23 protein-coding genes are annotated in these 25,327 nt (G+C 61.8%); 14 read left to right on the top strand and 9 right to left on the bottom strand.

The window, feature by feature from the left end; all coding sequences use genetic code 11:
- Window positions 1–42 precede the first annotated feature (42 nt).
- The 9 genes from ABV589_RS12880 to gshB all read right to left on the bottom strand — a co-directional run bounded on the left by ABV589_RS12880 (window position 43) and on the right by gshB (window position 7,887).
- Window positions 43–447: a hypothetical protein gene (locus ABV589_RS12880; protein ID WP_367086074.1), complete on the bottom strand. Its 405-nt coding sequence runs from the start codon at window positions 445–447 to the stop codon at window positions 43–45.
- A 40-nt stretch (window positions 448–487) separates the two neighbouring features.
- The gene (locus ABV589_RS12875; RefSeq protein ID WP_367086073.1) at window positions 488–1,474 is read right to left on the bottom strand and encodes a lipid II-degrading bacteriocin; all 987 of its coding nucleotides are present in this window, start codon (window positions 1,472–1,474) and stop codon (window positions 488–490) included.
- 322 nt (window positions 1,475–1,796) lie between these two features.
- Window positions 1,797–3,068, bottom strand: a complete 1,272-nt coding sequence (locus ABV589_RS12870; RefSeq protein ID WP_367086072.1) for a dihydroorotase — start codon at window positions 3,066–3,068, stop codon at window positions 1,797–1,799.
- Window positions 3,065–4,069 carry an aspartate carbamoyltransferase catalytic subunit gene (locus ABV589_RS12865; protein WP_003229107.1) on the bottom strand — a complete coding sequence of 335 codons (1,005 nt, stop codon included), beginning with the start codon at window positions 4,067–4,069 and terminating at the stop codon, window positions 3,065–3,067. The genes ABV589_RS12870 and ABV589_RS12865 overlap by 4 nt, the downstream gene beginning before the upstream one ends.
- Window positions 4,070–4,097: 28 nt before the next feature.
- The gene (pyrR, locus tag ABV589_RS12860) at window positions 4,098–4,604 is read right to left on the bottom strand and encodes a bifunctional pyr operon transcriptional regulator/uracil phosphoribosyltransferase PyrR (protein WP_367086071.1); all 507 of its coding nucleotides are present in this window, start codon (window positions 4,602–4,604) and stop codon (window positions 4,098–4,100) included.
- Window positions 4,605–4,685: 81 nt separating this feature from the next.
- A complete protein-coding gene (gene ruvX, locus ABV589_RS12855; protein ID WP_003229101.1) occupies window positions 4,686–5,123 on the bottom strand; it encodes a Holliday junction resolvase RuvX in 438 nt (145 codons plus the stop codon).
- On the bottom strand, window positions 5,123–5,695 hold the full coding sequence (locus ABV589_RS12850) for a YqgE/AlgH family protein (protein ID WP_025109150.1): 573 nt from the start codon (window positions 5,693–5,695) through the stop codon (window positions 5,123–5,125). Before ABV589_RS12850 ends, ruvX begins: the two co-directional genes overlap by 1 nt.
- A 213-nt stretch (window positions 5,696–5,908) precedes the next feature.
- Window positions 5,909–6,808 (bottom strand): energy transducer TonB, encoded by a 900-nt coding sequence (locus tag ABV589_RS12845; RefSeq protein ID WP_007964106.1) that lies wholly within the window; start codon window positions 6,806–6,808, stop codon window positions 5,909–5,911.
- 107 nt (window positions 6,809–6,915) lie between these two features.
- Window positions 6,916–7,887, bottom strand: a complete 972-nt coding sequence (gene gshB, locus ABV589_RS12840) for a glutathione synthase (RefSeq protein ID WP_367086070.1) — start codon at window positions 7,885–7,887, stop codon at window positions 6,916–6,918.
- Window positions 7,888–8,112: 225 nt separating this feature from the next.
- On the opposite strand from gshB, the gene pilG reads away from it, so the two are divergent.
- The 14 genes from pilG to mdcH all read left to right on the top strand — a co-directional run bounded on the left by pilG (window position 8,113) and on the right by mdcH (window position 25,295).
- Window positions 8,113–8,517 carry a twitching motility response regulator PilG gene (gene pilG / locus ABV589_RS12835; RefSeq protein ID WP_003229093.1) on the top strand — a complete coding sequence of 135 codons (405 nt, stop codon included), beginning with the start codon at window positions 8,113–8,115 and terminating at the stop codon, window positions 8,515–8,517.
- A 60-nt stretch (window positions 8,518–8,577) separates the two neighbouring features.
- A complete protein-coding gene (pilH, locus tag ABV589_RS12830) occupies window positions 8,578–8,943 on the top strand; it encodes a twitching motility response regulator PilH (protein WP_083367667.1) in 366 nt (121 codons plus the stop codon).
- 10 nt (window positions 8,944–8,953) lie between these two features.
- Window positions 8,954–9,493, top strand: coding sequence for a chemotaxis protein CheW (locus ABV589_RS12825; RefSeq protein ID WP_367086069.1), 540 nt, complete (start codon window positions 8,954–8,956; stop codon window positions 9,491–9,493).
- Between the two features lie 154 nt (window positions 9,494–9,647).
- Window positions 9,648–11,702 (top strand): methyl-accepting chemotaxis protein, encoded by a 2,055-nt coding sequence (locus ABV589_RS12820; RefSeq protein ID WP_367086068.1) that lies wholly within the window; start codon window positions 9,648–9,650, stop codon window positions 11,700–11,702.
- Between the two features lie 11 nt (window positions 11,703–11,713).
- Window positions 11,714–17,614: an Hpt domain-containing protein gene (locus ABV589_RS12815; RefSeq protein WP_367086195.1), complete on the top strand. Its 5,901-nt coding sequence runs from the start codon at window positions 11,714–11,716 to the stop codon at window positions 17,612–17,614.
- The gene (locus ABV589_RS12810) at window positions 17,607–18,077 is read left to right on the top strand and encodes a chemotaxis protein CheW (protein ID WP_367086067.1); all 471 of its coding nucleotides are present in this window, start codon (window positions 17,607–17,609) and stop codon (window positions 18,075–18,077) included. Before ABV589_RS12815 ends, ABV589_RS12810 begins: the two co-directional genes overlap by 8 nt.
- A gap of 532 nt (window positions 18,078–18,609) precedes the next feature.
- Window positions 18,610–18,975 (top strand): hypothetical protein, encoded by a 366-nt coding sequence (locus ABV589_RS12805; RefSeq protein WP_367086066.1) that lies wholly within the window; start codon window positions 18,610–18,612, stop codon window positions 18,973–18,975.
- 321 nt (window positions 18,976–19,296) lie between these two features.
- Window positions 19,297–20,967 (top strand): malonate decarboxylase subunit alpha, encoded by a 1,671-nt coding sequence (mdcA, locus tag ABV589_RS12800; protein ID WP_367086065.1) that lies wholly within the window; start codon window positions 19,297–19,299, stop codon window positions 20,965–20,967.
- The gene (locus tag ABV589_RS12795; protein ID WP_367086064.1) at window positions 20,967–21,839 is read left to right on the top strand and encodes a triphosphoribosyl-dephospho-CoA synthase; all 873 of its coding nucleotides are present in this window, start codon (window positions 20,967–20,969) and stop codon (window positions 21,837–21,839) included. The genes mdcA and ABV589_RS12795 overlap by 1 nt, the downstream gene beginning before the upstream one ends.
- Complete coding sequence (locus ABV589_RS12790) at window positions 21,839–22,138, top strand: malonate decarboxylase subunit delta (RefSeq protein WP_003229075.1); 300 nt, start codon at window positions 21,839–21,841, stop codon at window positions 22,136–22,138. Before ABV589_RS12795 ends, ABV589_RS12790 begins: the two co-directional genes overlap by 1 nt.
- Window positions 22,131–22,982, top strand: coding sequence for a biotin-independent malonate decarboxylase subunit beta (locus ABV589_RS12785; protein ID WP_367086063.1), 852 nt, complete (start codon window positions 22,131–22,133; stop codon window positions 22,980–22,982). Before ABV589_RS12790 ends, ABV589_RS12785 begins: the two co-directional genes overlap by 8 nt.
- Complete coding sequence (gene mdcE / locus ABV589_RS12780; protein WP_367086062.1) at window positions 22,979–23,764, top strand: biotin-independent malonate decarboxylase subunit gamma; 786 nt, start codon at window positions 22,979–22,981, stop codon at window positions 23,762–23,764. Before ABV589_RS12785 ends, mdcE begins: the two co-directional genes overlap by 4 nt.
- A complete protein-coding gene (locus ABV589_RS12775; RefSeq protein ID WP_367086061.1) occupies window positions 23,758–24,378 on the top strand; it encodes a malonate decarboxylase holo-ACP synthase in 621 nt (206 codons plus the stop codon). Before mdcE ends, ABV589_RS12775 begins: the two co-directional genes overlap by 7 nt.
- On the top strand, window positions 24,375–25,295 hold the full coding sequence (gene mdcH, locus ABV589_RS12770; protein ID WP_367086060.1) for a malonate decarboxylase subunit epsilon: 921 nt from the start codon (window positions 24,375–24,377) through the stop codon (window positions 25,293–25,295). Before ABV589_RS12775 ends, mdcH begins: the two co-directional genes overlap by 4 nt.
- The last annotated feature ends 32 nt before the right edge of the window (window positions 25,296–25,327 follow it).

The raw sequence follows: 25,327 nt of genomic DNA, 5'->3' as shown, positions 1-25,327 counted from the left end.
CGCGCGCTGGCAGGCCCCTCGAATTCCGGTGGTGGATCTGTGTTATTTCAGATGCGCGAAGGTTTGCATTTGAAAAACGACAAACGTAAGGGCAGTGACACCATAAAGTATTGCAATGATGGCGTGATGGGGCATGGACCAGTACACAATCCGGTCAACCAGAATCATCAGCGATATTGTTGCAATCAAGTAGGCTGATATTTTCAATAACAGACCTGCGAACGATTTAGTGTGTGCTCGGCGTAATAAGAGAATCTGCAGTAGGTGTGTTAGCGTCAGCGTAAGAAAAATAATCAGCGTTACACCAATGGGCAGGCCGATCGAGTCCTGATTTACACTATAAATTCCTGTTTCGAGATTCTTTAATAGTATGAGTGCTCCTGCGCCAGATGTCAGTGCGAGAGCGATCAGGTATATGTAGCTTGGTAGCTTGTAAGTTCTGCTCATTCGCTCTCCGTTGTGCAGGTGTCTGTAACAATATTTGTGTTTATGGGGTGGGATTAAACCCAGTTCCACTTAGCCTTATTTTATGGTTACCGAAAATTTCGATTTCATAATGCGTTCCGGAAAATACCCTGCCTGCTGTCGTTAATAACTCAAGGGCGGTTGATCTGTTGCTTGCGTCGAAGTCGTAAGTATCCGTGTAGGCTCTGATGACACCATCGAAAACCCAGGATCCAGTATTGTCCCGGGTAAAATTTCCTTCCATTTTTAACGTTATTCTTCCTAGATAAGCTCCCGTGACGCTGCTGTCATTGATAGTGGCGTAAGGAATCTTTGGGTCGGATAAGTAATAGGTGCCGGCCTGTCGAGTGCTTGCGATAGAGCTTGCCAATAATGGCAGTTCATTGGCCCTGACATTCAGACCGATATTATTGATGTTAACCCTCATCCTTTCACCATTACCCCAAAGATAATGAGCGAAAGCTTTGATCGGGCTAAAGGTGCCTCCTGAGAGCTCTGTTGTGAGTGTTTCGTAATTCAGGTTGTACGGGGCAGTGGCTGAGACTTTGATCAACGCTTCTATGGGGCTTAGTTTTTGCTGTGCCGCGAATGAATCAGCCAGGCTGAAGTTGATGACTTTGTTCTTGAAGTAACCATGGCTGATAATGGTGAAGCTGTTTAGTAAGTAGTTGTCGCTTTCTGTGATTCTCCAAAGTTCTCGAATTCCACCCAAGGTATCGTTATTAATTGCCTTGCTGACCATTTGCAGTTCATAGGTGAAGGCTTTGATTCCGGATTTCATTTCAAGCCAGGCATGAAACATATCCATTTCTGCTGAGGTTATTACGGGGCCAGTGCTCATTGGTAGTGAGTAGGTTTGGCCGTTATTTGTAATGATGGCTTCTCCGGCGCCTTGCCAATCTGCTCCTGCGTAGGTCCCCCAGCTGAATCCGGTGTCGACTGTAAAGCCGCCAGAGTTTCCTGTTGTACCCTTGGTGACAATAGGGGGAAGCGTAAGTCCATTTTTCATAGGTTCATCCTTGTGGGTATTGGTTGTCCTTCTGACGGTTTGATATTAATGGCTGTGCGTATATGTCGCCTAAAGTAACTTTGTAGGCTGTTTCTGATTGTGTGGAAGCTGTTTTTACAGGCGGGTAAAGCGTCGGATATTTCTTTACGGCGGGTGGCCGCTTTCCTACGCCACTTGGTGTAGATCTATCGGCGGGAATGGTGGGAAGGAGATGTCTGTTGCGAACAATGATTTTGAGTGAAGCTTATTAGTAAGAATGTTTGTCGCAAATCAAATGACACTCAAGAGATAGCAGGCCGTTGCAGCCTGCTATCTCTTGTCTTCAGGCCTGGTGGCTGATCCGCCCGTCCACCAGCGTATAGCGCACCACACCCGGCAGGGTGTGACCGAGGAACGGGCAGTTCTCGCCCTTCGACAGCCAGCCTTCGCCGGCCACGGTGGATGCCTTCGGATCGAACAGCACGATATCCGCCGCACCGCCCACCGCCAGTTTGCCCGCCGGCAGACGTAGCGCGTCCGCAGGGCCAGCGCTCAGGCGCGCCAGCAGGGTCGGCAGATCCAGCAAGCCGTCTTCAACCAGCGTCATCGCCAGCGGCAACAGCAACTCCACACTGCTGATGCCCGGCTCGGTCGCGCCGAACGGCGCCAGTTTGGCGTCGCGTTCATGCGGCTGGTGATGGCTGGAGATCGCCGAAATCACCCCGGACTTCACCGCTTCACGCAGGCCGTCGCGGTCGGCGCGCGTGCGCAGCGGCGGTTGCACGTGATACAGGCTGCTGAAGTCGATCAGCGCTTCATCGGTGAGGATCAACTGATACAGGGCGACATCCGCCGTGACCTTCAAACCACGGGCCTGCGCCTGAGCGATCAGGGCCACGCCGCGTGCGCTGGTCAGTTGGCTGAAATGCGCGCGCACGCCGGTCTGCTCGACCAGCAGCAGATCGCGGGCTAGGGCCACGGTTTCCGCAGTTTCCGGGATGCCCGGCAGACCGAGGAAACTGGCGACCGCGCCCTCATGGGCCAGACCGCCATCGGCCAGATCGTGATCCTGCGAATTGAAGATCACCGTCAGGTCGAAGGTGGCCGCGTACTCCAATGCCCGGCACAGGGTGCGGGTGTTGCGGAAACTCTCCAGACCATTGCCGAACGCCACGCACCCGGCGTCGCGCAGCGCCACCAGCTCTGCAAGCTGTTCGCCGTCCAGCCCTTTGCTCAGCGCGCCGATCGGGAACACCTTGGTGTTGCCGGCTTCGCGGGCGCGGTCGAGGATCAGTTCGGCCACGGCCGAGGTGTCGAGTACCGGTTTGGTTTTCGGCGGGCAGCACAGGCTGGTCACGCCGCCAGCCGCCGCGGCGCGGGTTTCGCTGGCGATCGTGCCTTTGCGGCTGTAGCCCGGCTCGCGCAGGGCCACGTTCAGGTCGACCAGGCCCGGTGCGGCAACCAGACCATTGGCGTCGATGGTTTCCACCGCGGTGAAACCGGCCGGCGCGGCGCCGAGGGCGACGATCTTGCAGGCTTCTACGTGGATGTCGGTGATTTGATCCAGGCCGCTGCTTGGATCGATGACGCGGGCGCCGAGAATGCTGAGCTTCACTGGGCGTTCTCCTGCTCGAATTGACGTTGCGCTGTTTGCCCGCTCATGGCCATCGACAGCACGGCCATGCGGATGGCAATGCCGTAGGTGACTTGATTGAGGATCACCGAGTGCGGGCCGTCGGCCACTGCCGATTCGATCTCCACGCCACGGTTGATCGGCCCCGGGTGCATGACGATGCAATCGGGTTTGGCCCCGGCCAGACGCGCAGTCGTCAGGCCGAACAGGCGATAGAACTCGCCTTCGCTCGGCAACAGGCCGCCGGTCATGCGCTCACGCTGCAGGCGCAGCATGATCACCACGTCGACGTCCTTCAGGCCTTCGTTCATGTCGGTGTAGACCTTGACGCCGTACTGCTCGATGCCGATCGGCAGCAGGGTCTTCGGCGCGATCACGCGGATGTCCGGGCAGCCGAGGGTCTTCAGCGCGAGCATGTTCGAGCGCGCCACCCGCGAGTGCAGGATGTCGCCGACGATCGCCACCGAGAGGTTTTCGAAACCACCCTTGTGCCGACGGATGGTGAGCATGTCGAGCATGCCCTGGGTCGGGTGCGCGTGACGGCCGTCGCCGCCGTTGATGATCGCCACCTGCGGGCAGACATGCTCGGCGATGAAGTGTGCGGCGCCGGAATCACCGTGGCGCACGACGAACATGTCGGCGGCCATCGCTTCGAGGTTGCGCAGGGTGTCGAGCAGGGTTTCACCTTTGCTGGCCGACGAGGTCGACACGTTCAGGGTGATCACGTCCGCCGACAGCCGCTGGGCCGCCAGTTCGAAGGTGGTGCGGGTGCGGGTGGAGTTTTCGAAGAACACGTTGCACACGGTCTTGCCGCGCAGCAACGGGACCTTCTTCACCGCCCGGGCACCGACTTCGAGGAACGAGTCGGCAGTGTCGAGGATTTCCGTCAGCAACTCGCGGCGCAGGCCATCGAGCGAGAGGAAGTGGCGCAGCTGGCCCTGATCATTGAGCTGCAGCGGGCGCTTGGTATCTAGAGGCGTCATCGCGAGGGGGACTCTCAATAAGGGCGGGTTAGGAATTCAGGTCTTGCAGTTCGAGCGTCAGCGGCTCCGGGCCGGACAGCTTGACCCGCTCATTGGGGGCCAGCGACAGGGTCGCGCCGACCACGTTCGGGCGGATCGGCAGCTCGCCGGCGTCCAGGTCGAGCAGGCAGACCAGGGTCACGCTGGCCGGGCGGCCGTAGTCGAACAGTTCGTTCATGGCGGCGCGGATGGTCCGGCCGCTCATCAATACGTCATCGATCAGCACCAAGTGCTGGCCTTCGATCTCGAAGGGCAGGGCCGACGGGCGCACTTGCGGGTGCAGGCCGTTCTGGCTGAAGTCGTCGCGGTAGAAGGAAACATCCAGCGTGCCCAATGGCGCGTCGCTGGCCAATTCCTTGAGCAAGGCCTGCGCGACCCAGATGCCGCCAGTGCGGATGCCGATGTAACGCGGTTCGCTGATATCACGCTGTGCAAGGTGCGCCTTGAGGCGGGTCGCCATCTGGCTGATCAGATCGGCGGGATTGGGCAGGCTCATGGTTGCTCCTTCGTGATTCCGAGCCGCGTCCTGCCGGACGTGGCTGGGTTTATAACCAAAAGAAAAGCGCCGAAGCGCTTGTCAGGATTCAAACAATGCAGTGTTTTCATCGAGCCAGCCCTGCAACAGCAGGGCGGCGGCGATGGCGTCCACCGGGTTGTCGCGGTAACTGCCTTTCTGCCCGCCGCGCACCAGTCGTTCACCCTTGGCTTCAAAAGTGGTCAGGCGTTCGTCGTGGGTATAGAAGGGCACATTGAAGCGGCCATTGAGGCGTCGGGCGAATTTTTCGGCGCGCAGGCACATTTCGCTGGGCGTGCCGTCCATGTTCAGCGGCAGGCCGACCACCACGGCGTCGGGTTTCCATTCCTTGAACAGCGCTTCAACCTGATTCCAGTCGGGTACGCCGTTCTGCGCTTTCAGGGTGCACAGCTCGCGGGCCTGGCCGGTAATCACCTGGCCGACCGCAACGCCGATCTGTTTGGTGCCGTAGTCGAAGCCGAGAATCAGGCGCAGGGCCATCAGGCGTGCCCCGCCTGACTGGTCAGCAGGCTGAGGTTGATCCCCAGGTGCCGGGCCGCCGCTTCCAGACGCAGTTCGCTGCTGGTGTTGAACAGGATGTCGGCGTCGTACGGGCAGGTGAGCCAGGCATTGTCGGCCAGCTCGGCCTCCAGTTGCCCGGCTTCCCAACCGGCGTAACCGAGGGCGATCACGCTTTTCGCCGGGCCTACGCCGTCGGCGATGGCGAACAGCACGTCCTGCGAGGTGGACAGCGCCAGATCACCGTCCAGCTCGACGGTGGCCTGAAAGGTCTTGCCCGCCGGGTGCAGGACGAAACCGCGATCGGTCTGCACCGGGCCGCCAATGAAGATCGGCACATGCTGGCACAGCGCTGGCGGATCGATGTCCGGGCGCAATTGCTCGAGGATGTCAGCCAGATTCAGCTCTTGCGGTCGATTGACCACCAGCCCCATGGCGCCATTGGCCGTGTGCTCGACGATGTAGGTCAAGGTGTGGGCAAAGTTCGGGTCGGCCATGTGCGGCATGGCGATCAGGAAATGATGCTTGAGGTAGCTGGGGCTGACGTTTTTCATGAGCGATAGTGTGGCGTCGTAGGGGCAAACTGACAAGCTGACGATGCGTTGCAACTGGTCTTCACCGGACCTCTGTGGCGAGGGAGCTTGCTCCCGCTCGGCTGCGCAGCAGTCGTAAAACCTGACAACGCGGTGTGTCCGGAAAAAGCAGGGGGCCGCTTCGCAGCCCAGCGGGAGCAAGCTCCCTCGCCACAAAAGCTCGCTTGGCGCTGGTCAGTTACTGGACAGCTTGTCGCCCCGGGCAAATTTCCAGGTGCGGATGATTTCCAGTCGGTCGATATCCGACAGATCGCCGGTAAACGGTGCAAACGGTGCCGCCAGCCGGACGATGCGCTGCGCCGCCTGATCCAGCAACGGCTGGCCGGACGATTCCAGCACCAGCACTTCATACAGCGAGCCATCGCGGTTGATCGAGACCATCAGCCGCAGGTTGCCGTAGATCTGCTTGCGCCGCGCTTCTTCCGGGTAATTGAGGTTGCCGATGCGCTCGACTTTCTTGCGCCAGTCATCCTTGTACCAGGCGCCCTTGTCGCGCATGGTCGAGGCTGCGCTCAAACGGTGGATACGCGGGCGCTTGGCATACAGCTGTTGTTCGTTGGCCAGTTCCGCTTCGAGGCTGGCGATGTCGCTGGACAGCTGCGAGCTGTCGAACGTCGGTGCGTTGACCGCAGGTTTGGTCTCGGTCTTGGTTTCTTCTTTCTTGGTCGGCGCCTTTTGCTGTTTCGGCGCCACGGTGGTCACCGCAGCCTTGGGCGCCGCTTCGCGGACTTCCGGTTTGGCGGCCGGTGGCGGGGTGACCTTCTTGACCTGATTGTCCTGGAACGGCGCGACCTCGGTGGTCTTGGGGATCGCCTTCTTGTCGAGGGTGCCGCTGCCTTCCTGGTTTTCCTGAGCGAGGAAATCAGCCTTTTTCGGCTTGGTCTCACTCTTGAACGTGGCGAGGGTGATTTCCAGAGTTTTGCTGATCTGCTTGGGCTCGACCATGGTGAAGCCAACGCCAAGCAGCAGCGCCAAATGAATCAGCGCCGCGAGAAACAGGGTAAATCCGAGGCGATCGGCCGGGCGCACGCCACGATGGGCGAGTTCTGCGGGCAGATCGGACGGGAGGGTCATGACAAGAAAACCAACATCGCGTTTTTCAGAGGCTGCGCATGATAACGCAATGTTGGTTTCGCGCCTTGGGCTTCACGCTTCAAGCGACAGACTGCATGTGACACACGTCAAGCTTGCGGCTTTTTGCCGGCGGCTTGCAGCTTCTTGTCGATCGCATCCATCAGCATGCCGCCGATGTCGGTGCCGAAAGCATTGTCGATTTCGCGGATGCAGGTCGGGCTGGTGACGTTGATTTCGGTGAGGTGCTCACCGATCACGTCCAGACCGACGAACAGCAGGCCTTTCTCGCGTAAAGTCGGGCCGACTTGCGCGGCGATCCAGCGATCCTTGTCGGTCAGCGGACGCGCTTCTCCACGACCACCGGCGGCGAGGTTGCCACGGGTTTCGCCTTGAGCCGGAATTCGCGCCAGGCAGTAATCCACCGGCTCGCCGTCGATCATCAGGATGCGTTTGTCGCCATCGACGATGGCCGGCAGGTAGCCCTGAATCATGATCTGCTGCTTGCCGTGCAGGGTCAGGGTTTCCAGGATCACCGACAGGTTCGGGTGACCGGAGGTGTGGCGGAAGATCGACGAACCGCCCATGCCGTCCAGCGGCTTGAGGATCACGTCGCCATGGTGGTCGGCGAATTCGCGCAGCACATCCGGGCGACGGCTGACAATGGTCGGTGGCGTGCACTGCGGAAACAGCGTGGCGAACAGCTTTTCGTTGCAGTCGCGCAGGCTCTGCGGCTTGTTGACCACCAGCACGCCGACGGTTTCGGCCTGTTCCAGCAGGTAGGTGGAGTAGACGAACTCCATGTCGAACGGCGGATCCTTGCGCATCAGGATCACGTCCAGATCACTCAGCAGGTTGTCCTGCTCGGCGTCCAGTTCGAACCATTTTTCCGGGTTGGCGAAGACTTTCAGCGGCTTCATGCGTGCCCGGGCCTGACCTTCGGCCTGATACAGGTCGCGCTGCTCCATGTAGAACAGTTCCCAGCCCCGTTTCTGCGCGGCCAGCAGCATGGCCAGCGAGCTATCCTTTTTATAGGAAATGCTGGCGATAGGGTCCATGACAATCCCGACGCGAACGCTCATTGGGTTTTCCTCGAAAATTGGCTACCGGATCGGTATTGAAAAAGTGCCGCCAGAGTGGCTCCGGGCGGGTTTTCGGTCAAGGGAAAACCCGTCGATAGATTGGACCGGGAGACTGTGCTAAAAAGGCTGCCATGCGGTGCTGGCCCTTGAACATCAAGGGTTTCCAGCCATTACTCATCGCAAAACGGACAATTTGATTCGCAAAGGCGACGGTAGAGCCCCCTTATGGAACAGCAGTCCAGCGCCTTGAAGGTCATGGTCATCGACGACTCGAAAACGATTCGTCGCACCGCCGAAACGCTGTTGAAGAATGTGGGCTGCGAAGTCATCACGGCCATCGACGGTTTCGACGCCCTGGCGAAGATCGCCGACCACCACCCCGGGATCATTTTTGTCGACATCATGATGCCGCGTCTGGATGGTTATCAGACCTGCGCTTTAATCAAGAACAACAGTGCGTTCAAGGCCACGCCGGTGATCATGCTGTCGTCGCGTGACGGGCTGTTCGACAAGGCCAAGGGGCGGATTGTCGGTTCTGATCAATTTTTGACCAAGCCTTTCAGCAAGGAAGAGCTGCTTGACGCGATTCAGGCCCACGTTCCGGGCTTCGCCGCCGTTTTGCCGCAGTAAGACACGTACAGTGACGCTCGGCCAGCGGGCCGGATGTCGACAAGAAAAATGGGGAAGACCATGGCACGTATCCTGATCGTCGATGATTCGCCGACTGAAATGTACAAACTCACCGGCATGCTGGAAAAGCACGGCCATGAAGTGCTCAAGGCCGAAAACGGCGCCGACGGCGTGGCCCTGGCCCGCCAGGAAAAGCCCGACGCGGTGTTGATGGACATCGTCATGCCCGGCCTCAACGGCTTTCAGGCTACCCGGCAGTTGACCAAGGATGCCGAGACCAGCCACATCCCGGTGATCATCATCACCACCAAGGATCAGGAAACCGACAAGGTTTGGGGCACCCGTCAGGGCGCCAAGGATTACCTGACCAAACCGGTCGAAGAAGACATGCTGATCAAGACTCTGAACAACGTGCTCAAAGGCTGATCGCGTCGCCATGAACGAATCGCTGACCGCGTTCGAACTGCTGTGGCAGATCGACCAGCGCTGCCGCCTGCTGGCGGCGGACCTGCCGTCGCAACCCGGCCGTCAGGACCGCTGGAGCGGCATCGGCTTTCGCTTGGGCGAGCATTGGTACGTGACGCCGATGGGCGAAGTCAGCGAAGTGCTGCACGAACCGCGTTGCACTCAGTTGCCCGGGGTCAAGCCGTGGGTCAAAGGGGTGGCTAATCTGCGTGGGCGCTTGCTGCCGATCATGGATCTGTGCGGATTTTTCGGCCACGAGCTGTCGCCGTTGCGCAAACAGCGCAGGGTATTGGTGGTGGAGCACAACGATGTGTTCGCCGGGTTGCTGGTGGATGAGGTGTTCGGTTTACAGCACTTCGAGCAGGACAGCTTCGAGCCGATCTCGATCAGCAAGCGCCAGGGCTCCAAGGCCGAGTTCGTCAAAGGCTATTTCCGGCGCGAGCAGAACTGGCGGGTGTTCAGCCTGTTTGCACTGGCCAGATCGCCGGTGTTCATGAGCGTCGCGATTTAGTCGAAACACCACCCAAACCTGTGGGAGCGGGCTTGCCCGCGATGGCGTCAGATCAGTCGCCATAGATGTCGGATGTGCTGGCCTCTTCGCGGGCAAGCCCGCTCCCACAGGGTTTTCGGTGAGCTTTAAATGGCGCGGGAATAGGCGAGGACCGATGACAAAGGCAAAAACAGGCAAGTCGGCAGAAGGGTCGCGCAGTCGCTCGCAGATCATCGTGCTGTTCATCGCACTGATCGTGTTCATCATGCTGCTGTTCGCCAACTTCGCCTACCTCAACACCCAGGCCAACTACGACAAGCAGTACATCGGCCACGCCGGTGAGCTGCGCGTGCTGTCGCAACGCATCGCCAAGAACGCCACCGAGGCGGCTGCCGGGAAGGCCGCTGCGTTTAAGCTGCTGAGCGATGCGCGCAACGATTTTGCCCAGCGCTGGGGTTACCTGAAGAAGGGCGACCCGGCCACCGGCCTGCCACCCGCGCCGGCCACCGTGCGCCCGGAAATGCGCGCGGTGCAGCTGGACTGGGAACGCCTGCTGAAAAACACCGACGCGATTCTCTCCAGCGAACAGACCGTGCTCTCGCTGCATCAGGTCGCCGCGACACTGGCCGAAACTGTGCCGCAATTGCAGATCGAGTACGAAAAAGTCGTCGAGATCCTCCTGCAACGCGGCGCCCCGGCAGCGCAAGTGGCGATGGCCCAACGTCAATCGCTGCTGGCCGAACGCATCCTCGGCGCGGTCAACACCGTGCTCGCTGGCGACGAGAATTCACAGCAGGCCGCCGACGCTTTCGGCCGCGATGCCACCCGTTTCGGCCAGGTGCTCAACGGCATGTTGCAGGGCAACCCGGCGCTGAAAGTCAGCCAGGTCGAAGACCGTGATGCCCGCGCCCGTTTGAGTGAAATCTCCGAGCTGTTCCAGTTCGTCTCCGGCTCCGTGGATGAAATCCTCGAAACATCGCCGGAGCTGTTCAAGGTTCGTGAGTCGGCGAGCAACATCTTCAGCCTGTCGCAGACCCTGCTCGACGAAGCCTCGCACCTCGCCAGCGGTTTCGAAAACCTTGCCGGCGGGCGCAACACCGACACCATCGGCGGCTACGTCCTCGGTTTGCTGGCGCTGGCCTCAATCATCCTGATCGGCATGGTCATGGTTCGTGAAACCAACCGCCAGTTGCGCGAGACCGCCGAGAAGAACGAGCGCAACCAGAACGCGATCATGCGCCTGCTCGACGAAATCGAAGACCTCGCCGACGGCGACCTGACGGTGACCGCCTCGGTGACCGAAGACTTCACCGGGACCATCGCCGATTCGATCAACTACTCGGTCGATCAACTGCGCGATCTGGTCGCCACCATCAACCTCACCGCCGGCCAGGTGGCCGCCGCCGTGCAGGAAACCCAGGCCACCGCCATGCACCTGGCCCAGGCCTCGGAGCATCAGGCGCAGCAGATCTCCGAAGCCTCGACGGCGATCAGCGACATGGCCCAGTCGATCGATCAGGTCTCGGCCAACGCCGCTGAATCCTCGGCGGTGGCCGAGCGTTCGGTGGAGATCGCCAACAAGGGCAACGAGGTGGTGCACAACACCATCCACGGCATGGACAACATCCGCGAACAGATTCAGGACACCGCCAAGCGCATCAAGCGTCTGGGCGAGTCGTCCCAGGAAATCGGCGACATCGTCAGCCTGATCGACGACATTGCCGACCAGACCAACATCCTCGCCCTCAACGCGGCGATTCAGGCATCGATGGCCGGGGACGCCGGGCGTGGCTTTGCCGTGGTTGCCGATGAAGTGCAGCGACTGGCCGAACGTTCGTCCGCCGCCACCCGGCAGATCGAAACCCTGGTGCGGGCGATTCAGACCGACACCAACGAAGCGGTGATTTCGATGGAGCAGACCACCACCGAAGTGGTGCGCGGCGCGCGACTGGCGCAGGATGCCGGGGTGGCCCTGGAAGAAATCGAAGGCGTTTCGAAAACCCTTGCCGCGTTGATCCAGAGCATTTCCAACGCGGCGCAGCAGCAGACCTCGTCGGCCGGGCAGATTTCCCTGACGATGAACGTGATCCAGCAGATCACCACGCAGACCTCGTCCGGCTCGACCGCCACCGCCGAGAGCATCGGCAATCTGGCGAAGATGGCCAGTCAGCTGCGTCGTTCGGTATCCGGTTTCACCTTGCCGTCGGCGTCCGCGACGGACAAGGCGTGAGTGGAGTGGTTATGGGTGACCGGCACGACTACGTGGCCCTCGAATGGGTCAAGGGTGAAATTGCCGAAACGCTGAGGCTGGCGCATCAGGCGATTGAAACCGTGCTCGATGACCCGCAGGTCACGCCGGGGCTGGATGAGTGTCTGGCCTATATCCATCAGGTGCACGGCAGTTTGCAGATGGTCGAGTTCTACGGCGCCGCGTTGCTCGCCGAAGAAATGGAGCATCTGGTCGAAGCCTTGCAGCAGGGGCACATCGCCCATCGCGACGAAGCCCTGCACTTGCTGCTGCAAGCCTTCGGGCAATTGCCGATCTATCTCGATCGGGTGCAGAGTGCCCGCCGCGATCTGCCGCTGGTGGTGCTGCCGCTGATCAATGACCTGCGCAGTGCGCGCGGCGACAGCCTGCTCTCGGAAACCAGCCTGTTCAGCCCGCCACTGCCGGATTTGCCGCCGTTGAGCGCAGAAGCCCTGGCCGCGCTGGAGCCGGCCGACCTGCCCAACGTATTGCGCAAGTTGCGCCAGATGCTGCAAATGGCGCTGGTCGGTTTGCTGCGCGAGCAGGATGACCAGACGCACCTCGAATACCTGGCGAAAGTCTTCCAGCGCCTCGAAGCGCTCAGCGCCGATGCGCCGTTGAGCCCGCTGTGGCAGGTCGCTTCCGCGCTGGTCGAAGGCATGCGCGAAGGCGCGATTGCCAACAGTCCGGCGTTGCGCAGTCTGTTCAAGGACGCCGACAAGGAACTCAAGCGCCTGCTCGAACAAGGCCTGCGCGGCCTCAATCAGCCGCCCCCGCCGGAGCTGCTGAAAAGCCTGCTGTTCTATATTGCCAAAGCCGAACATCCCACCGGGCAGATGCTGACCATGAAAGATCGCTACTCCCTGGACGACGCGTTGCCCGACAGCGCGATGGTCGACGAAGAACGTGCGCGTCTGGCCGGCCCCGACCGCGATGCGATGCGCTCGGTGCTGGCGGCGCTGTGCGAAGAGCTGGTGCGGGTCAAGGAACGTCTCGACCTGTTCGTCCGTAGCGACCGTCAGCACACCTCCGACCTGGAGAGCCTGCTGGCGCCGTTGCGGCAGATCGCCGACACCCTCGCGGTGCTCGGTTTCGGCCAGCCGCGCAAAGTCATCATCGATCAATTGGCGGTGGTGCTCAGCCTCGCTCAGGGCCAGCGCGAACCGAATGACGCGACCCTGATGGACGTGGCCGGCGCGCTGCTCTACGTCGAAGCCAACCTCGCCGGAATGGTCGGCACCGTCGAGCCGGAAAGCCCCGAAGACGCGCGCCTGCCGACCACCGACCTGACGCAGATCCATCAGATCGTGATCAAGGAAGCACGCATCTGCCTGCAACAGGCCAAGGACATGATCGTCGATTACATCGACGCCGACTGGGATCGCCAGCAACTGCAACCATTGCCGGAACTGCTGACTCAGGTGCGCGGCGCGCTGGCGATGATTCCGCTGAGCCGGGCGGCGAGTCTGGTCGAGGCCTGCAACAGCTTCATCCGCGAACACCTGCTGCTCGATCCGCACCAGCCAGGCTGGCAGCAACTGGATAATCTGGCCGACGTCATCACCAGCCTCGAGTATTACCTCGAGCGCCTGAGCGACGACCCGCAAGCGCCGAATGAACAACTGCTGGATGTCGCACAAAAGAGCCTCGCCAGCCTCGGTTTCTTTCCACATGAGCCACACGTACCGCTGCTCGACGATGTGCTCAGTCCCAGCGAAGCGCTGGTGATGCAGGACCTGCAAGCGCTGGATGACCCCGAGACCGTGCAGTCGCTGGCCGATGTATTGGCCAGCCCGGTCTCGGCGGTCAACCCGCCGGCCTTGATCACCCCCGGCAGCCTGATGCCACCGCCGGCCGATGAAGAACCGGTGGACGATGAACTGCGCGAAGTGTTCCTCGAAGAGACCGACGAAGTCCTCGAAGTCCTGCACGAATACCTGCCGCGCTGGTCGGCTGACACCCACGACCGCGCCGCCCTGACCGAACTGCGCCGCGCTTTTCACACCTTGAAGGGCAGCGGGCGCATGGTGCGTGCGCTGATCCTTGGCGAGCTGGCCTGGGCCGTGGAAAACCTGCTCAACCGCGTGCTGGAACACAGCGTCGAACCCGGCGCGCAGGTGCAGCAGTTGCTCACCGACACGGTGTTGCTGCTGCCGGAACTGATCAGCGAATTCGCCACGCACCGTCAGCGTCAGCGCAGCGATGTCGATCAACTGGCGGCCCGCGCGCACGCGCTGGCCAAAGGTGTCGAGCCGCTGGCGGCCGAAGACGTCGATGATGTGGCAGCCCTCGACCCGCTGTTGCTGGAGATCTTCCGCAACGAGGCCGAAACCCACCTCGCCAGCCTCAACCGCTTCCTCGATCAGGCCGCCGAGCATGTGCCGCTGCCGGCCAGCGACGAATTGCAGCGCGCCTTGCACACGCTCAAGGGCAGTGCGTCGATGGCCGGCGTGTTGCCGATTGCCGAACTGGCGGCGCCGCTGGATAAACTGGCGCGCGAGTTCAAGGCGCATCAGTTGCCGCTGGATCTCGATGAAGTGGAATTGCTCCTCGAAGCCGAAGGCCTGTTCCGCGTTGGTTTGCGCCAGCTCAAGCACGATCCGCTGGCGCCGATTGTCGGTGCGCAGTCGCTGATCAAACGCACCGAAACGCTGCTGGCCGAACGTCTGGAGGCGATCCTCAGCGCGCCGAGCACCGGCCTGCGGATCAAGCGCGATCCGCAACTGATCAACAACTTCCTCGCCCAGGGCATGGACATCCTGCTCGACGCCGAAAGCCTGTTGCAACGCTGGCAGCAACACCCCGGCGAGCGCCAGGAACTCAGCGCGCTGCTGGACGAACTCACTACTCTGGGCGAAGGCGCACACCTCGCCGATCTGCTGCCGGTGGATGTGCTGTGCGAAGCCTTGCTCGACCTGTATGGCGCCGTCGAAGAAAGCAGCCTGGCGGTCAGCGACCGGTTTTTCCACGAAGCGCAGAACGCCCACGAAGCGCTGATCAACATGCTCGACGAACTGGCTGCCGGCCAGGAAATCACCCCGCAGCCGCAGCGCATCCGCGCCTTGCACGAACTGCTCGATGAAAGCCTCGACCCGACGGCGATGGGGCTGATCCGCAGCGACGGCAGCCGCACCTTGAGCATCCATGAGCTGGGCGCCGCCACCACCGAACTGTCCCACGCCAATGCCGAGACGGCGCCGGACGACGAGATCGTCGAGATCTTTCTCGAAGAAGCGGTGGACATTCTCGACAGTGCCGGGCAAGCCCTGCAGCGCTGGTTGAGCGACCCGGACAACGCTGCGCCGCTGTCGTCCTTGCAGCGCGATTTGCACACGCTCAAGGGCGGCGCGCGAATGGCCGAGGTCGATGCCATCGGCGACCTGGCCCATGAGCTGGAAGGACTTTACGAAGGGCTGGTGGATCGTCGCTACAGTTACAGTGAGGCGCTGGGCCGATTGCTGCACAAGGGCCATGATCGCCTGGCCTTGTTGCTGGAGCAGTTGCAGGCGCATCAACCACTGCGCCCAGCGCAGGATCTGATCGAGACAATCCGCCAGTTCCGCCAGGGCGCCTCCGGCACTGTCGAAACGGCGCAACCGGCCGCCGACCACGACAGCGCCGCACATGACCCGGAGCTGCTGGAAATCTTCCTCGAAGAAGGTTTCGACATCATCGAAAGCTCCGGCGCGGCGCTGCAGCGCTGGCAGGCCGAGCCGGGCAATCGCCAGGAAGTGGAAACCCTGCTGCGCGATCTGCACACCCTCAAGGGCGGCGCGCGGATGGTCGAGATCGGCCCGATCGGCGACCTCGCCCATGAGCTCGAATACCTTTACGAAAGCCTCGCCACCGGCGTGCTGCAACCGTCCGCCGAACTGTTCGCGCTGGTGCAGCGCGGGCATGACCGGTTGGCGCAGATGCTCGATGGCGTGCGCGCCGGGCAGCCATGCCCGCCGGCGGATCGGCTGATCAATGCGATCCAGAATTTCAGCCACCCGGCGACCCCGGACACGCCGCCGTCGTTGCCGCTTCCGGCCAAAACCGAGCCCGCAACACCCGCAGCTGATGCCGGCGCGGACATGGTCAAGGTCTCCGCCGAACTGCTCGATGACTTGGTCAATCTGGCCGGCGAAACCTCGATTTTCCGTGGACGTATCGAGCAGCAAGTCAGCGATGCGCAAACCGCGCTGAACGAGATGGAAACCACCATCGAACGCATGCGAGATCAGTTGCGCCGGCTCGACACTGAAACCCAGGGGCGGATCCTCAGCCGTCAGCAAGTCGATGCCGAACGCCTCGGTTACGAAGAGTTCGACCCGCTGGAAATGGACCGGCATTCGCAGTTGCAGCAACTGTCGCGGGCACTGTTCGAATCCGCCTCCGACTTGCTCGATCTCAAGGAAACCCTCGAGCGCCGCAATCACGACGCCGAGAATCTGTTGCAGCAACAGGGGCGGATCAACACCGAGTTGCAGGAAGGCCTGATGCGCACGCGCATGGTGCCGTTCGAACGGATGCTCCCACGCCTGAAACGCATTGTGCGGCAGGTCGCCGAAGAGTTGAACAAAGACGTCGCGTTCATCATCGGCAACGCCGAAGGCGAGATGGATCGCAATGTGCTGGAGCGCATGGTTGCGCCGTTGGAGCACATGCTGCGCAACGCCGTCGACCATGGTCTAGAGTCAGCCGAAGTGCGGCTGGCGGCGGGCAAACCGGCGCAGGGCACGATCACCCTCGACCTGACCCGCGAGGGCGGCGACATCGTTTTCGATATTCGCGACGATGGCGCCGGGGTGCCGCTGGAAGCGGTGCGGCGCAAGGCGATCAAGCGTGGTCTGCTCGCACCGGACGCCGAACTCAGCGACCGCGACGTGCTGCAATTCATCCTGCAGCCGGGGTTTTCCACGGCGGAAAAGATCACCCAGATCTCCGGGCGCGGCGTCGGCATGGACGTGGTTCACGAAGAAGTCCGTCAGCTCGGCGGCACCATGAGCATCGACTCGGTGCCGGGGCAGGGCGTGCATTTCCGTATTCGTCTGCCGTTCACCGTGTCGGTCAACCGCGCGCTGATGGTGCAGTGCGGCGAGGATCAATACGCGATTCCGCTGAACACCATCGAAGGCATCGTCCGCGTGCTGCCGAATGATCTGGAAGGGCACTACCGCAACGATCCGCCGAGCTACCACTACGCCGGCCAGCGCTATGAGTTGTGCTATCTGGGCGAACTGCTGAAAACCGCGCCACGCCCCAAATTGCTTGGCCAGAGCCTGCCGTTGCCGGTGCTGCTGGTGCAGTGCAATGACCGGCACATCGCGGTGCAGGTCGATGCGATGGCCGGCACTCGCGAGATCGTGGTCAAGAGCCTCGGTCCGCAGTTCGCGGCGGTGCAGGGCGTGTCCGGGGCGACGATTCTTGGCGATGGCCGGGTGGTGCTGATTCTTGACTTGCTCGCACCGATCCGCGCGATGCAGGCGCGGGTTGCGCAGCGTCCGGCCCATGCGGAAATCGATAGCGAACCGCAGAAACCACTGCTGGTGCTGGTGGTCGATGACTCGGTCACCGTGCGCAAGGTCACCAGCCGTTTGCTCGAACGCCACGGCATGAACGTGCTGACTGCCAAGGACGGTGTCGATGCCATGCTGCTGCTCGAAGAGCACATGCCCGACCTGATGCTGCTCGACATCGAAATGCCGCGCATGGACGGCTTCGAAGTCGCTACCCAAGTGCGCAACGATGAACGCCTGCAACACCTGCCGATCATCATGATCACCTCGCGCACCGGGCAGAAACACCGCGACCGCGCGATGGCCATCGGCGTCAACGACTACCTCGGCAAGCCGTATCAGGAATCGGTGCTGCTCGAAAGCATTGCCCACTGGAGCAAGAAACATGCATGAGCGCCGCCACAACGCGCGCACCAGCCAACTCACCGGCCTGCTGCTGCCACTGGCCGACCGCAGTCTGATCCTGCCCAACGTCGCCGTGGCCGAGCTTATCGACTACCAGGCCAGCGCCTTCGATCTGGACACACCGCCGTGGTACCTGGGGCGGGTGAGCTGGCGTGAGCGACAGATTCCGCTGCTGAGTTTCGAGTCCGCCTGTGGGCAGAAAATCGTCATCGGCGAACGCGCGCGGATCGTCATCCTCAATGCCCTTGGTGGTTTGCCGCAGCTGAAATTCATTGCGCTGCTGGTGCAGGGGATTCCGCGTTCGTACAAGCTCGACAGTCAGTTGAGTTATGTCGATGTGCCGTTGTGTGCGCTGGAACAGGCAGCGGTGCAGGTCGGGGAGCAGGTGGCGAAAGTCCCGGATTTGTTGGGGTTGGAGCAGTTGTTGGTGGAGGCTGGGCTGGCTCACTGATCCTGCCTTTGTGGTGCTTTGACTGGCCTCATCGCTGGCAAGCCAGCTCCCACAGTGTCCGCGTCGTATTCGGATTTTGTGAATCACCCAAAACCCTGTGGGAGCTGGCTTGCCAGCGATAGGGCCAATTGAATCAGCAAATTCTCACAGGCAAATCCTCAATTCCTGCAGTGCAATAAACACCTTCCTGCACAGCTGTTTAAAGACACCCAGTGTTACGCCTCAACAGCCTACAAATCCTTGCGCCGCTGCCTACGCATGCACCAGAATCCGCCGGCTTGTGCGCCCCCGGCAGGCTGCGTAACTTGATCCCGTCACTGATTCCCAGTGATCGGGTTTAGCAGCCCGTCTAGTTGTCCGGTCGTACGAGTCTCATCCAGTCAGGTATTCGCCTGCGCTTGATGGTGGCTGTGCGCATGGCACCTTCGGGTGCGCCGGTATTGGATGACTACCGGTCTGCTAACTTGCGCGCAGCTGCCTCCCTATCGTTTAGCAGCGGGATGGTCGCAGCCTCAACAGAGGAAAGTCGTCCATGTTCAAAGTAACGCCAAACCCGCCGGCCACTGACCCGGCCTCCCCCTACGAAGCCCCCGAATCAAAGAAATTCCACGAAGCCGCCGAACGCGCGCTCGACCATTACCTCGGCCCGCCAAAACCCGACCTCATGGCCACGCCCTACACCCCCAATACGCTCTATATGGTCAATCCTGAAGCCGACAGCGAATCCCTGCTGGCCGACGCCAGCGAATCCCTCGGCTCGGCCACGGTCATGCTCAACAACCATGCGGCGCTGGTGCAAGGCACGCACCGCAAGACACTGCAGGGCATTGCTCAGGTGGTGATGGTGGCGGAGATGGCGGTCAATCGGGTGTTGGATAGGTTGGTGCCGACGGAGTGATTAAAAGCCGACCCTCACCCCAGCCCTCTCCCGGAGGGAGAGGGGGCCGACCGAGGTGTCTGGCGTTGTACATCGACCTGAAAAACCGAGTCGATTATGGATTTGGTAAACCTGGTGAATTCCGGATTCAGTACAACACTCCCAGGTCGGCGTATCCCTTGAGCAACCCCCAATCAGTCCCCTCTCCCTCCGGGAGAGGGCTAGGGTGAGGGCAGCTCTCGATCGTTACGCTCAGCGTAATGATTCACCTCTGCGCTTGATTGATGCGCCCCGCTCACACGCCTACCTTGGCTCCACGACAGCGAACCCCGTGGAGTGAGCATGACAACAACAATTTCCCCCGACTCGCGCTGGACGCGGCGGCGTGACGAGAAGCAGCGGCGTCTGGACAAGGTGCGCGGGCTGGCCGATGGTGTGGTGTTGCCCAGCGACAAGATCGTCGCCGCGCTTGAAGCGTTGATCCATCCCGGCGACCGTGTGGTGCTGGAGGGCAACAATCAGAAACAGGCGGATTTCCTTTCCCGTTCGCTGGCCAAGGCTGACCCGGCCAAGCTGCATGATTTGCACATGATCATGCCCAGCGTTGGTCGCTCCGAGCACCTTGATCTGTTCGAGCGCGGCATCGCCCGCAAGCTCGATTTCTCCTTCGCCGGCACCCAGAGTCTACGCATCAGCCAGTTGCTCGAAGACGGCCTGCTGGAAGTCGGTGCGATCCACACTTACATCGAACTCTACGCGCGGCTGGTGGTGGACCTGATCCCCAACGTCGTGCTCTCGGCCGGGTTCATGGCCGACCGCGCCGGCAACATCTACACCGGCCCGAGCACCGAAGACACCCCGGCACTGATCGAACCGGCGGCGTTCAGCGACGGCATCGTCATTGTCCAGGTCAACCAGTTGGTGGATGACGTCAGCGAACTGCCGCGCGTCGATATCCCGGCCTCGTGGGTCGATTTCGTGGTGGTGGCCGACAAGCCGTTCTACATCGAACCGCTGTTCACCCGCGACCCACGGCACATCAAACCGGTGCACGTGTTGATGGCGATGATGGCGATCCGCGGGATCTACGAAAAACACAATGTGCAGTCGCTCAACCACGGCATCGGTTTCAACACCGCCGCGATCGAATTGATCCTGCCGACCTACGGCGAATCCCTCGGCCTCAAAGGCAAGATCTGCCGCAACTGGACGCTCAACCCGCACCCGACGCTGATCCCGGCGATCGAGAGCGGCTGGGTCGAAAGCGTGCATTGCTTCGGCACCGAACTGGGCATGGAAAACTACATCGCCGCACGCCCCGACGTGTTCTTCACCGGCCGCGACGGCTCGCTGCGTTCCAACCGGATGTTCTGCCAACTGGCGGGGCAGTACGCGGTGGATCTGTTTATTGGCGCGACGTTGCAGGTCGATGGCGATGGGCATTCCTCGACCGTGACCCGTGGTCGTCTCGCCGGTTTCGGTGGTGCGCCGAACATGGGCCACGACCCGCGCGGTCGGCGTCACGGCACCCCGGCATGGCTCGACATGCGCCACGACGACGCGCAGCAACCGATGCTCGAACGCGGCAAGAAACTGGTGGTGCAAATGGTCGAGACCTTCCAGGAGGGCGGCAAACCGACCTTCGTCGAAACCCTCGACGCGGTGGAAGTGGCGAAGAAAAGCGGCATGCCGCTGGCGCCGATCATGATCTACGGCGACGACGTCACCCATCTGCTCACCGAGGAAGGCATCGCCTACCTGTACAAGGCGCGCTCGCTGGAAGAGCGTCAGGCGATGATCGCAGCGGTCGCCGGCGTGACCGCCATCGGTCTGCGCCACAACCCGAAAGACACCGAACGCATGCGCCGCGAAGGCCTGATCGCCTTGCCCGAAGACCTCGGCATCCGCCGCACCGACGCCACCCGCGAACTGCTGGCGGCGAAAAGCGTGGCCGATCTGGTCGAGTGGTCCGGCGGCCTCTACAACCCGCCCGCCAAGTTCAGGAGCTGGTAATGCACGCACTCAACCTGCAAGCGAAACCCCTGAGCCTGAGCGAACGCCTGGCCGATCTGGCGGTGGATGCGCTGATCGACGAAGCCGATCTATCGCCGAAACCGGCGCTGGTCGACCGGCGCGGCAATGGCGCGCACACCGATCTGCACTTGGGCCTGATGCACGCTTCGGCGTTGTCGTTGTGGCCGGCGTTCAAGGAAATGGCCGAAGCGGCGGCTGAAATCGGCGAAGTCGATTCCACGTTGCGCGAAGCGATTGGCCGTATTGGTCGCGAAGGCGAGCAAGCGATGCTCGCGACCACCAACGGCGTGAATACCCATCGCGGCGCCATTTGGGCACTGGGATTACTGGTGACCGCCGCTGCGCTGGAACCGAAATCCTCAAGCGCCAACGCCGTTTCTGTTCGCGCCGCACGTCTGGCATTACTCGATGACCGCTACGCACCAAAACCGCTGAGCCACGGCGCACAAGTCGCCCTGCGTTACGGCGCACGCGGTGCCCGTGAGGAAGCGCAACTCGGCTTTCCGTCCGTGCTGCAACGCGGCCTGCCGCAACTCAAGCGCAGCCGCGCCAACGGTCACGGCGAACAGAACGCCCGGCTCGATGCGCTGCTGGCGATCATGACCGATCTGGCCGACACCTGCGTGCTCTACCGCGCCGGTGAGCAGGGGCTGCAAACCATGCAACATGGCGCGCAAGCGGTGCTCGACGCTGGCGGCAGCGCCAGCCTCGGCGGGCGTCGGCGCCTGCACGAACTGGATCAACAACTCATCGCATTGAATGCCTCGCCCGGTGGCGCCGCTGACTTGCTCGCCGCCACGCTGTTGCTCGACCGTATCGAGCGCGACGGCATCCTTCAGGGAGCGTTTTGATGGAAACCTTATCCTTTGAATTCCCCGCCGGGCAGCCGCCACGCGGGCGCGCGCTGGTCGGTTGTGTCGGCTCGGGCGATCTGGAAGTGCTGATCGAACCGGGGCTGGCCGGCAAGCTGACGATCAATGTGCAGACCTCGGTCAACGGTGCGCAGCAGCGTTGGCAGCATCTGTTTGCGCGGATGTTCGACGGCACCACGCCACCGGCGATGGCCATCGATATCCACGATTTCGGCGCCACGCCGGGGGTGGTGCGTTTGCGCCTGGAACAAGGTTTCGAGGAGATCGGCCATGACTGACAGCGCAGCGCTGTTGCACAAGCACAGCTTCGTCGAACTCGGGGCGCGGCAACGGGCGAAAGCCTTGCTCGATGCCGGGACTTTCCGCGAATTGCTCGACCCGTTTCAGCGGGTCATGTCGCCGTGGCTCGAACGCCAGGGCGTGGTGCCGCAAGCCGATGACGGCGTGGTGATTGCCAAGGGCAGCCTCGACGGTTTGCCGGTGGTGATCGCCGCCATCGAAGGCGCGTTCCAGGGCGGCAGCCTAGGCGAAGTCGGCGGGGCGAAGATTGCCGGCGCGCTGGAACTGGCCGCCGAAGACAACCGCAAAGGCATCCCGACCCGCGCCGTATTGCTGCTGGAAACCGGTGGCGTGCGCTTGCAGGAAGCCAACCTCGGGCTGGCGGCGATTGCCGACATTCATGCGGCGATTGTTGATTTGCAGCAGTACCAACCGGTGGTTGGTGTGGTCGCGGGCAGTGTTGGTTGTTTCGGCGGCATGTCGATTGCGGCGGCGCTGTGCAGCTATCTGCTGGTGACCCAGGAAGCGCGTCTCGGTTTGAACGGGCCGCAGGTGATCGAGCAGGAAGCCGGGATCGAAGAATACGACTCCCGCGACCGGCCCTTCATCTGGAGCCTGACCGGCGGCGAGCAGCGTTTCGCCAGTGGTCTGGTGGATCGTTATGTCGCCGATGATGTGGCGCAGATCCGCCAGCAAATCGGTGAACTGTTGCAGCAAGGTTTGCCAGCACAACCGCGCAGTCAGCGTGCCGAATGGTTCCTGCAACGCCTGAACCGTTTGGACACTGCCAGGCAAATCGAACCGTCGGTGGTTCGCGACCTGTATCAAGGAGAGCGCTCATGAGTGGTTATTCCGTGCGCGGTTTGAACTGGTTCAATGCCCTGACCGGTGGGGCGAAAGCGGTCGAAGGTTTGCCGCCATCGTTGAAGGTCGCCGATGGCGAACTCGGGCGGTTTATCGCTGTGGTCACTGACCCCGACAACCGCTTTCCACGCGCTCGCAATGGCGAAGTCGGTTTGCTCGAAGGCTGGGGTCTGGCGAAGGCTGTGGATGACGTGATCACGGCGGATCGTGACAAAACACAGAAGCGCCCGATCATCGCCATCGTCGACGTCCCGAGCCAGGCTTACGGTCGTCGCGAAGAAGCCCTCGGCATTCATCAGGCCCTGGCCGGTGCGGCGGACAGTTATGCCCGCGCCCGTCTGGCCGGGCATCCGGTGATTGCGCTGCTGGTGGGCAAGGCGATGTCCGGGGCGTTTCTCGCTCACGGTTATCAGGCCAACCGTTTGATTGCCCTGCGCGATCCCGGGGTGATGGTGCATGCGATGGGCAAGGCCTCGGCGGCGCGAGTGACGCTGCGCAGTGTCGAGGAACTGGAAGCACTGGCCGCCAGCGTGCCGCCGATGGCCTACGACATCGACAGCTACGCCAGCCTCGGATTGCTCTGGGAAACCCTCTCGGTGCAGCAGATCGAGCAGCCGACGGCGGAGGATCTGGCGCGGGTGACCGAGTGCCTGAAACAGGCTATCGACGATATCTCCGGCACTGACTTGCGCAACCGTCTCGGCGCGAAAAATCGTGAGGCCTCCAGCCGCGTGCGTGAACTGCTGAGGGCGCAGTGGTGAACCTGCCACTGGCCCACGACCTGCTGTGGGGCATGACCCCGGCGCAGCTGCCGGCGGATGCGCCGCAGTGGGCGAACGAGTCGCTGGCTGCCGGGCAACCGGTGGTGGTGCGGCGGGCGGTGAGCGCTGAAGGTTTGATCGCGGTGGGCGTGCGCGGTGTGTTCCGTGAGCAGCGGCTGGCGGCGTTCATGGCGCTTGAGGCGGTTGTGCGTCGGGTCAGTCCGGAGGCGCTGTGTCATGTAGATTGCGAGCGTGATTTACCGGTGATGCAGGCACTCAAACAACTGCGGCCGATGCTCGATGATTGCGGTTGGGTCTGGGGCATCAGCGGCAGTGTCGGGTTTGAGTTGGCCAGTGGTTTTGTTGCGATGCATGAGGCCAGCGATCTCGATCTGATTCTGCGTACACCGCAGCTGATTACCCGCAATCAGGCACGCAAACTGGTCGAGCTCTTTGATCAAGCCGTGTGCCGGGTCGACATGCAATTGCAGACGCCGTTCGGTGCAGTCGCGTTGCGCGAATGGGCCAGCGGGTCTGCACGGGTGCTGCTGAAAAACGCCGATCAAGCGTGTCTGGTGGCTGACCCGTGGAACCCGCAGGAGCAGGCAGCGTGAGCAGCCTGTTGGTGTTCCCCGGCCAGGGCGCGCAGCAACCGGGCATGCTCCAGCGTTTGCCTCGGGCAACCTTGACCGAGGCCAGCGAGGTGCTCGGTGAAGATGTCGCATTGCTCGATTCTGCCGATGCGTTGCGCAGCACCCGGGCGGTTCAGCTGTGCCTGTTGATCGCCGGGGTCGCTGCCTCGCGGCAGTTGCTGCAGGACGGACTCACGGCGGATTACGTCGCCGGCCTGTCCATCGGTGCCTACCCGGCAGCAGTAGTTGCCGGGGCCTTGAACTTCAGCGACGCGTTGCATCTGGTCAGCCTGCGTGGCGAGTTGATGCAACAGGCTTATCCACAGGGCTATGGCATGACCGCAATCATCGGTCTGCAATTATCCACCGTTGAAACGCTGCTGGCGCAGGTGCACAGCGCGGAGTCGCCGGTGTACCTGGCCAACATCAACGCCGATAACCAGGTGGTGATTGCCGGCAGCGACAAGGCGATGCAAGCGGTGGCGGAGCTGGCGCGCAGTCAGGGCGCCGGTCTGGCCAAACGCCTGGCGGTGAGTGTGCCATCGCACTGTCCGTTGCTGGAGGCACCGGCGCAAACCCTCGCCGAAGCCTTTGCCAAGGTTGCACTGAAGACCCCGAAAATCGCTTACCTGAGTGGCAGTCGCGCGCGTCCGCTGATCAAGCCTGACGCCCTGCGCGACGATCTCGCGTTCAACATGTGCCGCGTGGTGGACTGGCGCGGCACCGTGCAAAGCGCTTACGAGCGCGGCGTACGTTTACAAATCGAACTGCCGCCCGGTGCGGTGCTGACCGGGCTGGCGCGCCGGGTGTTTGAATCGGGCACGGTCACTGCCTTCGACAGTGCGCGTCTGGACACCTTGCAGGCGCTGTTGCGAGAGGAGGGTGGTCGCCGACCATAAACCGCCGCGACTCAGGCTTCGAACAACAAAAA

Source organism: Pseudomonas sp. HOU2 (assembly GCF_040729435.1).
Taxonomy (GTDB): Bacteria; Pseudomonadota; Gammaproteobacteria; order Pseudomonadales; family Pseudomonadaceae; genus Aquipseudomonas.
This window is presented reverse-complemented; position numbering and strand designations above follow the sequence as displayed.